The organism is Corynebacterium confusum (assembly GCF_030408715.1).
Taxonomy (GTDB): Bacteria; Actinomycetota; Actinomycetes; order Mycobacteriales; family Mycobacteriaceae; genus Corynebacterium; species Corynebacterium confusum.
The window spans coordinates 689981-707080 of sequence record NZ_CP047202.1; the positions used below are offsets into that span (position 1 = coordinate 689981).

Genomic DNA, 17100 nt, shown 5'->3' on the forward strand with positions numbered 1-17100 from the left:
GGAGCCGGACGTGATTTCTAACCCCCCGGAGCATGTCTTAAGCGCATTCCGCAGCAGCGGCCGTCCGGCCGTGGGCCAGCCCGACCAGCTGGGCTATGCCTGGGACAACGGCCTGCGCGTAGGTGACGTGGTCTACGCGCTCGCCTCTGACACGGCCACCTGGTCGGCCCGGGTGCGCGAGAAGCTCAGCGTGCCGGGGGCGCGGGTGGCCCGCCCCCTGCTGACCACGGACGGGCGATACACCGTCGCCGGCTGGAAGGCGACCCAGTTCGTGGCCGGGGACTTGGAAAAGCGCGTCGACGAGACGGCGCTGCTGGCCGGGCGCCTGGAGGCCGCGCTGGCGGATTATTCGGTGCCTTTCGCCGGCACCGCGGAAAGCCGCACGGACGTCTTCGCCCAGGCCGAGCGGGCGGCCTGGGAGGAAACCAGCGAGTACTACGCGGACCTTTCCGGCCTGCCGCGGGTGGTCGGGCACGCCGACCTGCTGGCCACCACGCTGTATTCCGGCCACAACCCGCCGGCCATCGTGGAGGTCGTACCCACCGCCGCGCCCCGGCCGAAGGGCTACACGACGGCCCTGGTGATTGTCGACGGGCTGATCAACCGCGCGGTGGATGACGCTATCTGCGATCGTTTCGACCACATCGAGGGACTCGACCAGCTGCTGCTGCGCGCGGCGGCCTACCGCCGCCACGTGAACTCCCTGCACGAGGATTCGCGCGTGAACGTACGTTCGGAGATCCAGCGGGTGGAGCAGATGCTCGTGTCCCGCGTGTGTGCCAAACTTTAGGGCATGACCGGACGCTATGACCCCCATGACACCGCCCGCAGCGGCGTAGTCCTCCCGCCCTCGCCCGAGGTGCGCCTCGTGGCCGGCGAGAAGCCCGCCGGCGCCCGCGAGTGGCCGCACCCCCTGCCGGAGCGCGGGGTATGGAAGGTGACCGGCCAGGCCGGGGCTGGCGTGAGCAGCTTTTTGGTGGACACCGTCCTGAACGTTTTGCGCTCCGGGGCGGACCCGGCCGGGGTGCTGGTGGTCAGCTCCTCCAAGGAATCCGCGGCGGCGCTGCGGCGGGAAATCTCGGTGCACCTGGGCGACTACGCCTCCTCGGCGGCGCTCGTGCGTTCGGTACACTCGCTGGCGTTTTCGCTCCTGCGCCAGGCCAGCGACGAAGACCTGCGCCTTATCACAGGCGCGGAACAAGACGCCGTCATCCGCGAGCTGCTGGAAGGCCACGCCGCCGCCGGCGGGGCCAACTGGCCGGAGGAAATCCGCCCGGCGTTGGGCATGGTCGGCTTTGCCCGGCAGCTGCGCGACTTCCTGCTGCGCGCCATCGAGCGCGGCCAGTCGCCGGAATCCCTGCGCGAAAAAGGCCGCGAACACTCCCGCCCCATGTGGACTGCCGCCGGGGAATTCCTGGAGGAATACGAACAGGTCATGGCGCTCAGCGGCGCGCATTCCTACTCGGCCGCGGAGCTGGTCAGCCAGGTGCTCCTGCGCGCCGGGCAGCTGGATTTCGGCCAATGGCACACCATCGTCGTCGACGACGCGCAACTCTTGGCGCCGGCCTCCGGCGAGCTGCTTAGCCTTATCATCGCGCAGGCGAAGCTCGCCGTGGTGGGCGGCGACCCGGAGCAGGCGGTCTTCGCCTTCCGCGGCGCCAACACCCGTTTTTTCGACGAACTGGACGCTGAGCACCAGATCGACCTGGGCGCTGCGCAGCGGCAGCCGGAGCCGGCCTGCCTGGACATCGTGTCCACCGCGGCCCAGCAGCAGGCCTCGGTGGCCGACGCCATCCGCCGCCGCCACCTAAGCGACGGGGTGGACTGGCGCGATATCGCCGTCATCGTGCGCTCGGTCGCGGATATCACCCCGCTGCGCCGGGGCCTGCTGGCCGCCGGCGTGCCCGTGCACTTAAACCCCACGGATGTGGTGCTGGCCGAGCAGCGCCTCGTCGCGGCGATGGTCCAGGCACTCGAGGCGGTCTACCAGCCCCTGCGCACCGCGCAGCTGGAAGAGCTCATGACCGGGCCCATCGGCGGAGCGGACCCGGTCACCCTGCGCCGGCTCATCCGCGGCCTGCGGCGCTGGAATCCCACCCAGCGCGGCCTGGAGACCCTGCGGGAGCTGCTGACCGGCCCGCTACCGGACTTCGGCGACCTGCTAACCGAGCGGGAAGTCGCCGTGCTGGAGCGCGTGCGCGGCGTGCTGGGCGCGGGCGTGGAGCAGGCCGCAGCCGGCGCCAGCGTGGAGGAGATCCTGTGGGCCATGTGGAACGCCACGGGCCTGGCCGAGCGCCTGCAAGCAGCCGCCCTGCGCGGCGGCGCGACCGGCTCCCAGGCGGACCGGGACTTGGATGCCATGATGGCTCTCTTCGACGCCGCCGGCGACTTCGTGGAGCGCTACCCGGGCGCCGGCCTGGAGACCTTCGTCCGTCACATCACCGAGCAGGAACTGCCCACTGGCGTGCGCGACAGGCGCAACGCTACCCCGGAGGCGGTCAACATCCTGACCGCCCACGGCGCGGTGGGCCGCGAGTTCGACACCGTGGTCGTGGTCGGCGCCCAGGAGACCGAGTGGCCGTCGCTGGGGGAGACCGGCACCATCTTTGACCAGGCGGACCTGGTCGACTTGGTGGACGAGGGCATCGACCCGGACGTTCCGGTCAGCCACCTGCGCGAGCGCCTGCACGAGGAGCGCCGCCTCTTCCACGTGGCCACCACCCGGCACACATCCCGCCTGCTGGTCGTGGCTATCGATGCCCCCGATGCCGAACAGGTCCAGGAGCCCTCCCGGTTCATCGCGGATTTCGCGACCCCGGCCATCAACTTCCCGGCCCTGTTCGCCCGCCGCGCGGCCACTCGCCGCCTGCGCGCGAGCGTGTGGCCCAAGGAGCTGGGCCTGACCGTCCCCGAACCGGCCGCCGAGTCCCACCCGCAGCCCGTGCCCAGCGCCCTGCCGGTAGGCCCCCAGGAGCAGCCAGACGGGGCAGAGGTGGATCCGCTGCAGGTCTCGGTGCTGTCCGTGCCGGTCTTCGTGGCGGCGCTGCGTCGGGTCGTCAGCGACGCCGAGCAGATCGAATCCGCCCGCGAACAGGCCGCCCGGCAGCTCGCGCGGCTGGCCGCGGCCGGGGTCCCAGGCGCCGAGCCGCAGCAGTGGTGGGCCGCCCGCGAGGTGGCCAGCAGCCCGGAGCTTAACCCGCGGCCGGCGCTGTCGCCGTCCAAGGTGGAAGCGCTCATGCAGTGCCCGCTGCACGCGGTGCTCTCCAGCCTGGAAGAGGAACCGGACAACCAGATGGCCATGCTGCGCGGCAGCCTGGCGCACGCCTTCCTGGAGGCCATTGGCCGGGGGCTGGGCCCCGCCCTGGCCCACGAGCTGTCGCTGGCCGCCTTTAGTAGCATCCAAAACTCGCCGGCCTGGAAGCGCGCCTCGGAGGCGGAGTCCTTCGCGGAGCTGCTGCAGCGCACCCAGAGCTGGGTCGCGGAGGCGAACGTGAACTTCACGGCCGTGGGCACCGAGGTGCCCGTCGACGTGCGGCTGGACAACGGCGTGCGCATCTCCGGGCGCATCGACCGCCTGGACAAGTCCGCCGAAGGCTACCGCGTGGTGGATCTCAAGACGGGCAGCTCCGTGCCCTCGGTCCAGGCCGCGGAGGACAACCCCCAGCTGGCGACCTACCAGCTGGCCCTGTCCCAGGGCGAGGTGGTCACCGAGGACGCCAGCGCCCACAACCCCAGCGGGGTCAAGGTCGCCAGCGGCCACGGCCTGCCGCGCGAGGGCGGGGTGCTGTTCTACCCGGCCTCGTCGAACAAGTCGGTGCCGGGCCGCTACCAGAGCGCCTGGGGCGATGAGGCCCTGGAGGAATTCGCCGCGCAGCTGCCCGACCTGGTGGCCGAGCAGCGCGGGCCGACCGTGACCGCGCGCATTAGCGATAGTTGTACGTTCTGCCGGATTAAGCCCATCTGCCCGGTGCAGCCGGAAGGAAGGATGACCACCGATGACGAAGGCTAATTACCCCCACTTGAGCCCGGACGTGCTGGCCGCGTCGCTGGGCAAGAAATTCCCGCCCAGCCCGGAGCAGGCCCAGGTCATCGACAGCCCGCTGGGGCCGAAGCTGGTGGTTGCCGGCGCCGGCGCCGGCAAGACGGAAACCATGGCCTCCCGAGTGGTCTCCCTGGTGGCCAACGGGGTGATCCGCCCCGAGGAGATCCTGGGGCTAACGTTTACCAAGAAGGCCGCCCTGCAGCTGGAAAACCGCATCCGCCGGGCGCTGGTGCAGCTGCGGGAGACCGGCATGTTCCCGCCGGGCTCGCCGGTGGCCGACGCCCTGGAGACCATCGCGCCGAAGGTGGCCACCTACGACTCCTACGCCGGGGACTTGGTCCGCGAGTACGGGCTCTTGGTGCCGGTGGAGCCAGGCGCGCGGATCATCACCGACGCCGAGCGCTTCGCCCTGGCCCACGAGGTGGTCACCAACTACACCGGCCGCCTGTCCAGCACCAGCCAGGTCGGCACCGTCACGGAGCAGCTGGTGAAATTGGTCTCCGCCATGGACAACGTGCTGGCGGACCCGGACGATATCCGCCAGCACGCCAAGGACTTCCGCGCCGAGGTCGACGACCTACCCAAGGGCCCGCGCACCAAGGGCGAGTATTCCAAGAAACTGGAAGGCTACCTGGACACCCAGCAGGTGCGCGTGGACTACCTGGAACTGGTCGAGGCCCTGCAGCAAGCGCAGCGGGACCAGGCCGTGGTCACCTTCGGCGAACAGATGGCCGTGGCCGCGAAGCTGGCCGCGGCGCACCCGGCGGTCGGCGCGGCGCAGCGCTCCCGCTTCCGGGTGGTGCTGCTGGACGAGTACCAGGACACCTCCCACTCCCAGCGCGTGCTGCTGCGCGCGCTCTTTGGCGGCGAGCCCCACCCGGGCCTGTCCGTGACGGCGGTGGGTGATCCCATGCAGTCCATCTACGGCTGGCGCGGGGCCACCGCGGAAAACCTCGCGGCCTTCGTCACGGACTTCCCCCAGGAAAACGGCGAGCCCGCGGACAAGGACCAGCTGACGATTTCCTGGCGCAACCCGCGCAAGGTGCTGGAGATGGCCAACGCCGTGGCCGACGCAGTCTTCGTCGGCGGCCCGCGGCCGGTGGACCCGCTGCGCGCGCACGATCACGCCGGCGACGGCGAGGTCTCCCTGGGCTTTTTCGCCAACGAGGACGCCGAGATGGAGTTCGTGGCCGGGCACCTACGCGAGAAATACGCGGCGGCCCAGGAAGCAGAGCGCGACTTCAGCGCCGCGGTGCTGGTGCGCACCAACAAGCAGGCCCAACCCGTGGCCCGCGCCCTGGAAGAGGCCGGGGTGCCCTATGAGATCGCCGGCCTGGGCGGGCTGCTTTTCGAGCCGGAAGTCCAGGACCTGGTGGCGCTGGCCACCATGCTCATCCGGCCGCAGAACAACACCGCGGCCCTGCGTGTGCTGGCCGGGCCCGCCTGCGGCATCGGCCTGAAGGACATCCAGTCGTTGGGCAAGCGCGCGGCCAACCTGGCCGGCCGCCTGCGCCACCCCGGCGAAGAGGACCCGGCCCAGGTCACCGAACAAAACAACTACCAAAACACAGATCAACCAACAGTCCAGGCACCGGAGAAGCCGCTGGATCCTGCCGATCCGGAGGCGGTGCTGCGCGCGGAGCTGGCCGACATCACCGCCCAGGCCCCCGAGCAGGTGCTGGGCCTGGCGGACGCGGTCGCGGACATGGGCGAGCGCGAGCGCTACACGCCGGAGGGGCTGGCCCGCATCGAGGAGCTGTCCTCCCGGCTGCGTTACCTGCGTACCTATAGCCTGTCCAAGCCGCTGGGCGATCTCTTCGCCGACATCGAGGCGGTGTTCAACCTGCGCACCGAGGTCCTAGCCCGCGGCACGGCGGGCGGGGCCACGCACCTGGACGCCTTCGCCGGCGTGGTGGGATCCCTGCCGGTCGACGGCCTCGGCGCGCTGCTGGACTACCTGGAGCTGGCCAAAGAGCACGAGAACGCGCTGGAGCCGGGCGAGGTCCCGAAGGTCAACAACCGGGTGCAGATCCTGACCGCGCACAAGGCCAAGGGCCTGGAGTGGGAGCATGTCTGCGTGGTGCGCGCGGACAAAAACTCCTACCAGACCCGCGGCGGGACCTTCCTGTCCCAGGCGGCTATCGTGCCCGGTGACGAGGACTATATCGAGGTCGTCGAGCCGGAGCCGAACGCCAAGGGAGAGGTCAAGGAAGCCACCCGCAGCGACTTCGAGAAGGGCTGCGAGGCCTACAAGCAGGAGAAGAAGGAGCACCTGGCCCAGGAGGCGGCGCGCCTTTTCTACGTGGCCATGACGCGCAGCGAATCTACGCTGACCGTTACCGGCAGTTACACCGGCAAGCGCGGCGAGGGTGTCTACGAGCAGCTGGAGCTGCTGCGGGATAAGTTCCCGGACGCGGTCGTGCACTGGGACGAGGGCTTCGAGGACACCGACGCCGAGCAGGCCCCGGCCGCCGGCTTCCCGGTCCTGCCGCAGCGTCCGGGCGCCAAAGAGGGCGCGCGGCGGGTGGCCGCGGCCATGGACCAGCTGCCGGAGCTAAGCGAGGGCGAGGCCTTCGCCCAGTGGGAGGCGGAAGCCAGCGCGCTTATTGAGGAATACCGCGGGCTGCAAGCACCCGTGGTGGAAGTGGCCCTGCCGGGCGAGCTGACCGCCTCGGATCTGGTGGCCCTGCGCGCGGATCCCGTGCAGTTTGCCCGCCGGCAGCGCCGCCCGGTGCCGTTCAAACCGAATTCTTATGCCAAGCGCGGCACCGCGTTCCACGCCTGGTTGGAGGAGCGCTTCGGCGGCCAGGCGCTGCTGAGCGAGGACGAGCTGCCCGGCATCGATGAGCCGGTCCCAGCCGCGGACCTGGTCACGCTGAAGGAGAAATTCCTAGACAGCGACTGGGCCAAACGTACGCCGGAGCACGTCGAGGCGCCGTTTGAGGTCACCATCGGTGGGGCGGTGGTGCGTGGGCGCATCGACGCGGTCTTCCGCGAGCCAGACGGCAGCTGGCTGGTGGTGGACTGGAAGACGGGCCGACCGCCGCAGGGCGCGGACATGCAGGCCGCCCAGATCCAGCTGGCCGTCTACGCCGAGGCCTGGCGCCGGCTGACTGGGGCGCACAGCGTGCGCGCGGCCTTCCACTACGTGGCGGATAATTACACACTGGAACCGCGCCACCTGCCGGACGGGCCGGCCCTGGCGCGGCTGCTCAGCGGTGCGGTGCACCCCGAGTGAGGGCGGGTGGGTCCCGCGGGAGTTCGGTAATATTGCGGTAATCGCACTAGGGTATTGCAATGCGTGGGCAGGTTTGTACCCGGCCCGCGCCCTGGTTTGACACACGAAGGAGGCCGTCGAGCTCATGTCGACTCCCGCGCGCCGCTTCAAGCGGCGTATTACCCAGCGGTTCCACCCCGGACACGAGCTGTCCGCACTGCCGGCGCACGGCCTCATCGACATCATCCGCGTGCCCCGCAAGGATGAGACCAACCCGTGGAAACAGCTGATGCGACGCATCATCCTTGCAATGGTGATAGTGGTCTTTGTGACCCTGGTGGTCTACTTCGACCGGGACGGTTACAGCGAGGAGCACATGTCGCTTCTGGATGCGGCGTATTATTCGGCCGTGTCGCTAACCACCGTGGGTTACGGCGATATCGTGCCGGTCAGCCCGGTGTCCCGCTTCTTAAACCTCGTTCTTATTACCCCGGCCCGCCTGATCTTCCTGGTCTTGTTGGTCGGCGCGACCCTGTCGGTGCTGACAGAGAAGACTCGAAAGACCTACGAAATCCAGCGTTGGAGGAAAAAGTTGCATAACCACACCGTCGTCATCGGCTATGGCACCAAGGGTGCCGGGGCCGTCGCGGCCCTGCTGGCTGACGATGTCCCGGCCTCCCACATCGTGGTCATCGACACCAACCGCGCGGCGCTGTCCCACGCGGAGCACCACGGGCTGGTCACCATCTACGGCAGCGGCACCCGCCAGGACGTGCTGAAAATCGCGGGCGTGGAACACGCCAAGTCTGTGGTGGTCACCCCGTCCACGGATGACACCGCCGTGCTGTGCACCCTCTCGGTGCGCGAGCTGTCCCCGCACACCAAGATCGTGGCCTCGGTGCGCGAATCCGAAAACCGCCACCTGCTGCGCCAGTCCGGCGCGGATTCCGTGGTCACCTCCGCCGAGACCGCCGGCCGCCTGCTGGGGCTGGCCACCGTCACCCCGACTGTGGTGTCCATGATGGAAGACCTGCTCTCCCCGAACGAAGGCTTTTCCGTGGCGGAGCGCCCCGTGCGCGAATACGAGGTCGGCTCCAACCCGCGCCACATCATGGACATCGTGCTGGCCGTGCTGCGCGACAACGAGATCCACCGCGTGGACACCGCCGACGCGAACGCCCTCCGGCCCGGCGACCGGCTGCTCTACATCAAGCACGACACGGAGGAGCCCGCCGAGGTCACGGAGGACAACGACTAGTGCTTATCTACGTCTCCGCGCGCGGGCAGGTCCCCGCCAGCGGCGACGGGCTGCCGGTGGTAAGCGATGCCCCGCCGGCGGCCGCGGACGTTACCGTCACGGTCTCCTATAGCCCGCTGGTCTACGCACAGCCCGCGCCGCCGGCCGGGGTGGAGACCATCCCCGGGGCAGTGGGCTGGCTGGGCCCGCGCGAGCTCACCGCCCTGGCCCGCAACCCAGAGATCGACCAAGAAATCCGCCGGGGTATTCAGTGGGCGCTGCGCGCGATTGGTCTGCTGCGCTACCGCCGCGAGTTCCGCTTCCACCCGCGCAGCGGGCAGGAGCTGGAATTCGGCGCCGGGGGTATCGCCGGGCGCGCGCCGGGTGCGGACACGCAGACGGTCTACCCGCGCCTGGACCCGGCGGTCATCGGGATGGTGCACCACCCGTTAAAGGAGGAGGTCCTTCTCGCCCGCAACCGGCTGCGCCCGGGGTATTTCTCGCTTATCGCGGGATATGTCGACGTCGGCGAGAGCCTAGAACACGCCTTCGAAAGGGAGGCGTGGGAGGAGACCGGCCGTCGGCTGCATAAGATAACCTATTGGGGATCCCAGCCGTGGCCGGCCAGCGGCTCACTGATGGTGGGCTTTAGCGCCACCGCTGCGCACCCGGAACCCGACCCGGCGGCTGCAACCGACGAGGAGCTGGCCGAAATCCGCTGGGTCGGGCGGGACCAGTTGCTGTCGTTGCCGCTGGCCGCGCCAGGTTCTATTGCACACACGATGATGATGGAGTGGTACGCCCGTGGCACCAGACGCTAAGTTCAGTCTCGACCTCAGCCAGCTGGACGAGGACCAGCGGGTCGCGGCCACGGCCCCGCGCGGGCCGGTGTGCATCCTGGCCGGCGCCGGCACCGGCAAGACCCGCACCATCACCTACCGGATCGCGCACCTGGTGGAGCAGGGCTTCGTCAGCCCGCAGCGCGTGCTGGCGGTGTCTTTTACCACCAAGGCCGCCGGGGAGATGCGCGACCGGCTCGAGTCCATGGGCGTTGGCGGCGTGCAGGCGCGTACCTTCCACTCCGCGGCCCGCCGGCAGCTGAAATACTTCTGGCCACAGGTGGCCGGGGATCTGCCCTGGGCCATGGTGGACAAGCAGTTCTCCCTGGTCGGGCGGGCCGTCAACCGGGCGGGCGTGGAAAACACAAAGGAGACCGTGGGGGATCTCAAAGAAGAGATCAAGTGGGCCAAGTCCTGCCTTCTCACCCCGGGTACGTACGCCGAAAACATCGCCAAGCTGGGCCGCAAGGCCCCGGTGAGCCCGGATAAGGTCGCGGCGGTCTACCAGGCCTACGAGGACCTAAAGACCCGCCCGGACGGCGTCCTGCTGGACTTTGAGGACCTGCTGCTGCACGTGGCCGGGGCGCTGGAAAACGTCCCGGCGGTGGCGGAGGAGTTCCGCTCGCAGTACCGCAGCTTCGTGGTGGACGAGTACCAGGACGTCACCCCGCTGCAGCAGCGAGTGCTGGACGCCTGGCTGGGCGAGCGCGACGATCTCACGGTGGTTGGCGACGCCAACCAGACCATTTACTCCTTTACCGGCGCGAGCCCGGACAACCTGCTGAACTTCTCGCGCAAGTACCCGAACGCCACGGTGATCAAGCTGCAGCGCGACTACCGCTCGACGCCGCAGATTACCGACCTAGCCAACCGGGTCATCGGTCAGGCCAGCGGGCGGGCCGCCGGCACCCGCCTGGAGCTACAGGGCATGCGCGAGCCCGGCCCGGAGCCGCAATTCCAGGACTACGAGTCCGAAGAGGCCGAGGCCCAGGAAGTCGCCGGCAAGATCTTGAGCCTGCTTAACGACGGCGTGCCCGCCAAGGAGATCGCGGTGCTCTACCGCATCAACTCCCAGTCGGAGCCCTTCGAGCAGGCGCTGGCGGATGCCGGGGTGGTCTACCAGGTCCGCGGCGGGGAGGGCTTTTTCAACCGCGCCGAGATCCGCGAGGGCGTACGCGAGCTGGTGCGCGCGACCCGCCGCGACGATCTGCCGGCCGACCCGGTGGCCGTGGCCCGGGCCGCCTTCGCGCCGCTGGGGCTTTCCGAGCGCGAGCCGGATGGCGCCCAGGCCCGGGAGCGCTGGCAGTCTCTAAGCGCCCTGGTGGATCTCATCCGGCACCTGGTGGACAACCGGCCCGGCATCGACCTGCCCGGCGTGGTCGCCCAGCTGCAGGAGCGGGCCCGCAACAAGCAGAACCCGGTCATGGAGGGCGTTACCCTGGCCACCTTCCACGCCGCCAAGGGCCTGGAGTGGGACGCGGTCTTCTTGGTGGGGTTGAGCGAAAAGCTGTTGCCGCTCAACCACGCCATCAAGTCCGGCAACGCCGAGGACATCGAGGAAGAACGCCGCGTGTTCTACGTCGGGATCACCCGTGCCCGCGAGCATCTGCTGTGTTCCTGGGCGCGCGCGAAGACCACCGGAGCCCGCGCCAGCCGGGAGCGCACCCGCTTTTTGGACGGGATAGTCCAGGACCAGGTCGCTGACGCGCCGTCGCGGCGGTCGAGGCGCCGCTCGTCCTGCCGCGTGTGCGGGCGCCCGCTTGCCACCCCGGCGGAGAAGTCGCTGGGCCGCCACGAGTTCTGCGCCTCCGATGTCGACGAGGAGCTCTTTGCCCGCCTGCGGGCATGGCGCAAGGACGTCGCGGCCGAGGCCCAGGTGCCGGCGTACGTGATTTTCTCCGACGCCACGCTGCTGGCCATCGCGGAGCAACTACCCACGGATGAGGCCGCCCTGCTCAGTGTGTCCGGCGTGGGGCCGAGCAAAATGGAAAAATTCGGCGCGGAAATCTTGAGCCTGGTCTCTAGCCACGTGGCCGGATAAGCAGCACGCACGCGAGCAAAACACCGCTCGCGAGCTAACACAGCACACTAGAAGCAGGCGGGGCAGTGCGGGTGCGGCTCGAGGATGCGGTGCGTGGTCTGCCCGTAGACGTCCACGTCGATTAGTGAACCGGGCACGGCCCGGGCGGCGGGAGCCCCCGGCGGGGTAGGGGTGCCGGTGACCGCGCCGACTGCCACCAGCGTGTTGGCGGTGATCGCGTGGTAGACCGCAAAGTCGTGGGCCTTGGTGTGCTGCCCGTACTGGGCGATGACGGTGGGCCAGGACGGGTCCATGTCGCTGCGCACCAGGTCGAAGCACAGCGGGCAGGGTCCTTCGCCGCGGTAGTGCAGCGGCCCGATGATCCCGCGCGAGTCGATGGCGCTGACCGGCAGCCAGGTAAAGGCCTTGGAGCGGTACCGGGCCAGCAGGGGTGCCCAGTAGAGGGCCTCGGCCAGCTCGTCGACGAGCACGATGGGGGTGTGCGGGGCGGTGTGCGCCAGGTAGGAGCTCATCGTCTCCCGGTCGAAGGGGTTGCGCACCCGGCACCCGTGCGCGCGCAGCGTCTCCGTGACCAGCCCCGCCAGCCGCGTGCGGCCGAGCACCACCACCGCCGGGCCGAGTCCCTGGGCGCGCACGATGCCGTATTTGAGCAGGTCGTCCAGCAGGCTGCGGGAGGCACTCGGCGGCAGGCCCGCCAGGTCCTCCCAGTCGGCGCGCGTGAAGGGATCCGGGAGGTTGGCCAGCGCCCGCGCCAGGCGCATGGGTTGGCCGGTGCCAATCAGGCCGGCGCGGGTGGCATCCAGTCCGAACTGCAGCGTGCCCGCATCCCGCGCATAAAACCCCACCCCGGGCGCGAAGCGGAAGCTCTCGCCCGCTCCGGCCGGCAGCTCCGTGCCCTCCGGCTCGGAGAAAAAGCCCGAGCCCTCATCGGGCATGGCGTTAGTTGTGTCCTCGTTATCCACCGGTGGATTGTCCCCCCCTCGCCGCGACGGCGTCTGTTCACCCCTTTGAGTAGCGCCCGTGGCGGCATGGGCCTTGAGCGCGTGTCCTCATTGGAACACAGCTAGGATGGGCTGTCATGTCGAGACCACAGCAGCCGGGGGAGTCAGCCGCCACCATGCCGGTGCGGGTTATCCGCTCGGCCCGGCGCAAGCGCACCGTCGAGGCCCGAGTGGTGGACGGCGTCCTCCAAGTTCGGATCCCGGCCTGGATGTCGCAGGCCCAGGAGGACAAGGCCGTGGCCGATATGCGCCGGCAGCTGGCCAAGAAGGAAGCCTCCCCGCACGCCAGCGACGAAAAGCTGGCCGAGCGCGCCGAGTACCTCAACCAGACCTACCTGTACGGCCAAGCCCAGGTCGGCTCTATCCGCTGGGTGACCAACCAGAACACCCGCTGGGGCAGCTGCACCCTGACCACAGGCGCCATTCGGATCTCCCACCGGCTGCAGCGGGTGCCCGAATACGTGCTGGACTCGGTCATCATCCACGAGCTGGTGCACACCTTCATCCCCAATCACGGGGAAGCATTCTGGATGTGGGCCAACAAAGCCCCGCACGCCGAGCGCGCGCAAGGCTATTTGGAGGCCTATCAGCGCTTCGGCGGCGGGGCTAACGGAATAAACGAAAGTTAAGAACCGCCGCGGGTCAGGCCTAGCGGTCTACAGCGGCTTAGTCGTTCTTCGGGGAGTCGTCCTCGCCCTTGCTGTTGTCACCATCGTTACTGTCGTTGTTGCCACCGTTTGTAGTGTCGTCCTCGGAGTATTTGTCGGCGTCGGTCTTGTCGGCGTCGGACTGGCCGTCACCGGACTCGCCCTTGGTGTCCTCGTTGCGCAGCATCTCTTCCAGCTTGGCGAACTCGGCGTCGAAGTCGTCGCTCGGGGCGTCGTCCAGCAGGGCGTCGATGAAGGAGGCCGGGTTGTCCAGCTGCTCGGCGGTGGGCAGCAGGTCGGGGTGCTCCCAGGCGCCATCGCGCTTGGTCACGCCCACGGCCACGGTGGAGCGGCGCCACAGCTCGGCGGCCTCCCTGACCTTCGGGGCGGCCAGCTCGATGCCGACCACGCGGGAAAATGCCTTCTCGGCGGAGCCGCCGGAGGTGCGCCGGCGGGCCCAAGCCTCGTTCATCGCGGAGGTCGATGGGATGCGGTCCTGCATGGCCTCGGTGACGACGTGTTCGACCCACCCCTCGACCAGGGCCAGCAGCGTCTCCAGGCGGGAGACGGCCGCGGCGTTGCGCGAGGAAATGCGTGGGGAGAGATCCATGCCCTGCAGCTTGCTCATCGCGTCCTGGATGGCCTGCGGATCGCCGGACTCCAGGTTGAGCTCGCGGGTGGCCTCCTCGATGTGGGAGGTGTCGATGACTAGCCCCAGGGCGTATTCCTCCACGGAGGAGACCAGGCGCTCGACCAGCCACGGCACGTGGGTAAACAGGCGCTGGCGGGCGGCCTCCCGCGCGGCGATATAGACCATAACCTCCTGGGCCGGGATATCCAGGTCGCGGGCGATGTGCTGGATGTTGTGCGGCAGCATGGCGGTCACCCCGGACGGGGCGACGGGCAGGCCGAAATCGGAGCCGGTCAGCGCCTGCTGGGCCAGGTCTCCCAGAGCGCGGCCGAGCTGCATGCCGAAGTTCATGCCCGACATCTGGTTCATCATCTGCGACAGCGGGCCCATCATCTCCCGGGCCTGCTCCGGCATGGACTCTAATTGCGCCTCGTTCATGTGCTCGGCCACGGGAGTGACCATGCGCTTCCACATCGGCAGGGTGTTTTCTAACCACTCGGTGGAATTCCACGCCGCCACGGTGGAGCTAGCAGTCGGCAGGTCCGTGGAATCATCCAGCCAGAGCTCGGCCAAGCGCAGGGACTGCTCGACGGCCTGGGTGTCCTTGTCGCCGACGGGCTTGTCGCTGGAGATCTGCTGGCGGGCGATGCGCTCAGCCATGGTGTAATTAACTGGGCCGGAGTTTTCCGGCGAGTTCATAGACGAGCCCATGCCGGACAGCATCTGCCCGAACTGGTTGAGCATATCGCCTAATCCGCCGCCCCCGGCTCCGCTAAATCCGAAGGCGCCAAACGGGTTCTGGTCGCGGCGATCGTTGTTATCGTCGTCGTCATCATTATTGGGGAAAGAAAAGCCGAATCCGTTAGTCATAGTCCCAATCTACCGTCCGCGCTAAGGCCGCCACCATGCCAACTTAAACGCTGATAGCGAACACGGTAGGCTGTGTGGCCATGACCTCTTCATCCTCGCGCCGCCGGCGCACGCTCGTGTGGGGAGCAATCCCAGTGGTCCTGCTCGGCGCCGCGGTCAGTGTCACCGAAATCCCCGGAACCGACATCAACCTCGCGGTGCCCTATGCCGCCGAGGGGCCCGGGCCGACCGTGAACACCCTGGACGAGGTCGACGGCAAGCCCGTCGTCGAGGTCGACGCCCCGAACACCGATGATCCGGCCGGTCACCTGAACATGACCACCGTCTCGGTGCGCACGCAGATGAGCCTGATGCAGATGCTGGGCCGCTGGCTGACCAGCGACGACACCATCGTTCCTATCGAGACGGTCATCCCGAACAACATGTCGCCGGAGCAGATGGAAGAGGCCAACAAGCAGGCGTTCACCGACTCCGAGTCCGCCGCCACGATCGCGGCCATGGACTACCTGGACAAGCCCGTGGAAATCGTCGTCGCGGATCTGACCGAGGACTCTGCGGCCCAGGGCGTCTTGGAGCGCGAGGACGTGATCAAGGCGCTGGATGGGGAAGCGGTCGGCGAGCCGCAGGAGCTGCAAAAGCGCATCCAGTCCCACGCGCCGGGCGACGAGGTCACCCTGACCGTTGAGCGCGACGGCAAGGAACGCGAGGAAAAGCTAACGCTGGGTGCCTCCCCGCACGACGAGGACGTGCCCCTGCTGGGCATCCTGATGACCACCCAGCCGGCCGAGGCCATCAAGGTCAACTACAACCTGCAGGACATTGGCGGCCCGTCGGCCGGAATGATGTTCAGCCTCGCCGTCATCGATAAGCTCTCGCCCGGGGATCTGACCGGCGGACACTTCGTGGCCGGCACGGGCACCATCGGCCCAGACGCGAAGGTCGGGCCCATCGGCGGGATCGTGCACAAGGTGGATGCGGCCGAAGAGGCCGGCGCCGAGCTATTCCTGGCGCCGTCGGGCAACTGCGCGGAGGCCACCAGCCGCGACCACGGCGACATGGTCATAGCCAGCGTCGACACGCTAGATGATGCCATCGCGGCCATGGACGACTTCGACGCCGGGCGCGAAGTAAAAACCTGCCCGGCGCAGTAGCGCCGGGCAGGCAGGGCGAAGGCCGCGGGTTCTGCCGCGGCGGGGGAGGTTTAGAGGACTCCCATCTCCGCGAGGAGCTCCTCGGGCTCTTCCACGTCGGAGGGGGCCAGCTGCTTCATGACCAGGCCCTTGTCGTTGTCCACGACGGACAGGATGGTGTCGGTGCCCAGGGTGGACCAGCCGACCAGGATATCGCCCTCGTCCTTGACCACGTGCCCGTTGCGCAGGCCGGTCAGCACCTGGGTGGCCTGGGCGGCCTGGGAGGAGGACTTGTAGAACTGGATGGAGCCGATCTCGGCGCCGGTGCAGTTGTAGGAGTCGCGCATGCCCACGTCGTCGCAGCTGTCGAACTGGGCGAACAGGGAGCGTGGCGCCAGGCTGGAGAAGATGTCGTAGACCTTCGCGACGGACTCCTCCAGCTTTTCATCGCCGGCGGCCTGCGAGGACTTGGCGGCCGAACTATCGGCCGGCTCAGACTCATCGGCGGCGGACTCCGAAGCGGATTCCGCGGAGCTGGTCGCCGGAGCCTTAGGCTCGGTGGACTCCTGCGCTTTGGAGGTCTCAGTCTCCGGGGTCTTGTCCGTTTCGCTGGCGGCCGGGGCGGGATCCGGTTGGGGCTTCTCTTCGGATTGGCCACAGGCGGCCAGGCTTAGCGCGCACAATCCGGTAACGGCGGCCAGGCTCACCCGGCGGAAACGGTTGGCAAGACGCACGGGATCAATCTCCTCAAAGAACATCGCGATAGGGGACCAAGCGGGCTGGGTAAAGCACAGCCCCGTTGCTTACAGCTTAAACTACCTCATCCGGGTCCTGCTCCAAGCCATAGCGCAGGGCCGCGAGCACCCCCGGCGCCACGTCGGGGCCGCCACGCAGTTGGATGTCGTCCTGGGCGAAGGGGCCGGCGGCTTCCAGCTCCTCCTCGGTGGGGCGCAGCTGCAGAAGGGTCAGCTCCACGCCCTCCTCGCGCAGCACGCCGGAATACAGCCGCGCCGGGCGGGCCGGGGCATCTGCGCCCGCGGCGGCGTCGCGGAACTTGATCTCCTGGGCCAGGACCACGCCCGCCACGTCGTGCGGCCACGCCAGCCGGGAGACGTAGTCGGCCAGCTCCTCGGAACCTGGCTCCAAGTTTTCGGGAAGGTTATCTTGCACGATGAGCGTCAGCGGGGCGTCGTCGTGAGTGCCCAAGTCGTCGAGCTGCGCGGCCACTAAATCCGTGGGCACGAGGGCAAAAAGGGTGGGGGCGGCGTCCCACCCTTCGGCGTGGACGAACTCGACGGCCTCCCGCATGGCTTTGTTAAGAGCTGGCTGGGAATTGCTGGGGGAACTCATGAACATCCTTATTCGTTGTCACTTTAGTGCTTGCTTAAACTGGAAGCCTATAACTTTCTATATTCGCACGATAATTGATTGGAGCTGGCGTTGGT

General features: G+C 68.5%; 12 protein-coding genes. 8 read left to right on the top strand and 4 right to left on the bottom strand.

Translation table 11 applies throughout. The annotated features are described in order from the left end of the window. Positions 1-13 precede the first annotated feature (13 nt). From CCONF_RS03320 to CCONF_RS03345, 6 genes are all read left to right on the top strand, one after another. Entirely contained in the window at positions 14-790 is a 777-nt protein-coding gene (locus tag CCONF_RS03320; protein ID WP_290226229.1) for a TIGR02569 family protein, read from the top strand. Between the two features lie 3 nt (positions 791-793). Further along, positions 794-4009: an ATP-dependent DNA helicase gene (locus CCONF_RS03325; protein WP_290225189.1), complete on the top strand. Its 3216-nt coding sequence runs from the start codon at positions 794-796 to the stop codon at positions 4007-4009. Then, positions 3996-7280 carry an ATP-dependent helicase gene (locus CCONF_RS03330; RefSeq protein WP_290225192.1) on the top strand — a complete coding sequence of 1095 codons (3285 nt, stop codon included), beginning with the start codon at positions 3996-3998 and terminating at the stop codon, positions 7278-7280. The genes CCONF_RS03325 and CCONF_RS03330 overlap by 14 nt, the downstream gene beginning before the upstream one ends. A 124-nt stretch (positions 7281-7404) precedes the next feature. Then, positions 7405-8517 carry a potassium channel family protein gene (locus tag CCONF_RS03335; protein ID WP_290225194.1) on the top strand — a complete coding sequence of 371 codons (1113 nt, stop codon included), beginning with the start codon at positions 7405-7407 and terminating at the stop codon, positions 8515-8517. Further along, entirely contained in the window at positions 8517-9317 is an 801-nt protein-coding gene (locus tag CCONF_RS03340; RefSeq protein ID WP_290225197.1) for an NAD(+) diphosphatase, read from the top strand. Before CCONF_RS03335 ends, CCONF_RS03340 begins: the two co-directional genes overlap by 1 nt. After that, on the top strand, positions 9301-11376 hold the full coding sequence (locus CCONF_RS03345) for an ATP-dependent helicase (protein ID WP_290225199.1): 2076 nt from the start codon (positions 9301-9303) through the stop codon (positions 11374-11376). The genes CCONF_RS03340 and CCONF_RS03345 overlap by 17 nt, the downstream gene beginning before the upstream one ends. 47 nt (positions 11377-11423) lie before the next feature. Here CCONF_RS03345 and CCONF_RS03350 read toward each other — a convergent pair whose 3' ends face one another. Then, the gene (locus CCONF_RS03350; protein WP_290225201.1) at positions 11424-12338 is read right to left on the bottom strand and encodes a hypothetical protein; all 915 of its coding nucleotides are present in this window, start codon (positions 12336-12338) and stop codon (positions 11424-11426) included. Between the two features lie 116 nt (positions 12339-12454). Between CCONF_RS03350 and CCONF_RS03355 the strand changes: the two genes are divergently transcribed. Beyond that, the gene (locus tag CCONF_RS03355; RefSeq protein WP_290225203.1) at positions 12455-13006 is read left to right on the top strand and encodes a M48 metallopeptidase family protein; all 552 of its coding nucleotides are present in this window, start codon (positions 12455-12457) and stop codon (positions 13004-13006) included. Between the two features lie 37 nt (positions 13007-13043). Here the strand turns inward: CCONF_RS03355 and CCONF_RS03360 are convergent, their stop codons facing one another. Further along, a complete protein-coding gene (locus CCONF_RS03360) occupies positions 13044-14525 on the bottom strand; it encodes a zinc-dependent metalloprotease (protein ID WP_290225205.1) in 1482 nt (493 codons plus the stop codon). Positions 14526-14605: 80 nt separating this feature from the next. Here CCONF_RS03360 and CCONF_RS03365 point away from each other — a divergent pair, with 80 nt between their 5' ends. After that, positions 14606-15676 (top strand): YlbL family protein, encoded by a 1071-nt coding sequence (locus tag CCONF_RS03365; RefSeq protein WP_290225207.1) that lies wholly within the window; start codon positions 14606-14608, stop codon positions 15674-15676. A gap of 50 nt (positions 15677-15726) precedes the next feature. On the opposite strand, the gene CCONF_RS03370 is transcribed toward CCONF_RS03365, so the two are convergent. Then, positions 15727-16389, bottom strand: a complete 663-nt coding sequence (locus CCONF_RS03370; protein ID WP_290225209.1) for a beta-N-acetylglucosaminidase — start codon at positions 16387-16389, stop codon at positions 15727-15729. A 76-nt stretch (positions 16390-16465) separates the two neighbouring features. Further along, entirely contained in the window at positions 16466-17005 is a 540-nt protein-coding gene (locus CCONF_RS03375) for a PPA1309 family protein (protein ID WP_290225211.1), read from the bottom strand. Between the last annotated feature and the right edge of the window lie 95 nt (positions 17006-17100).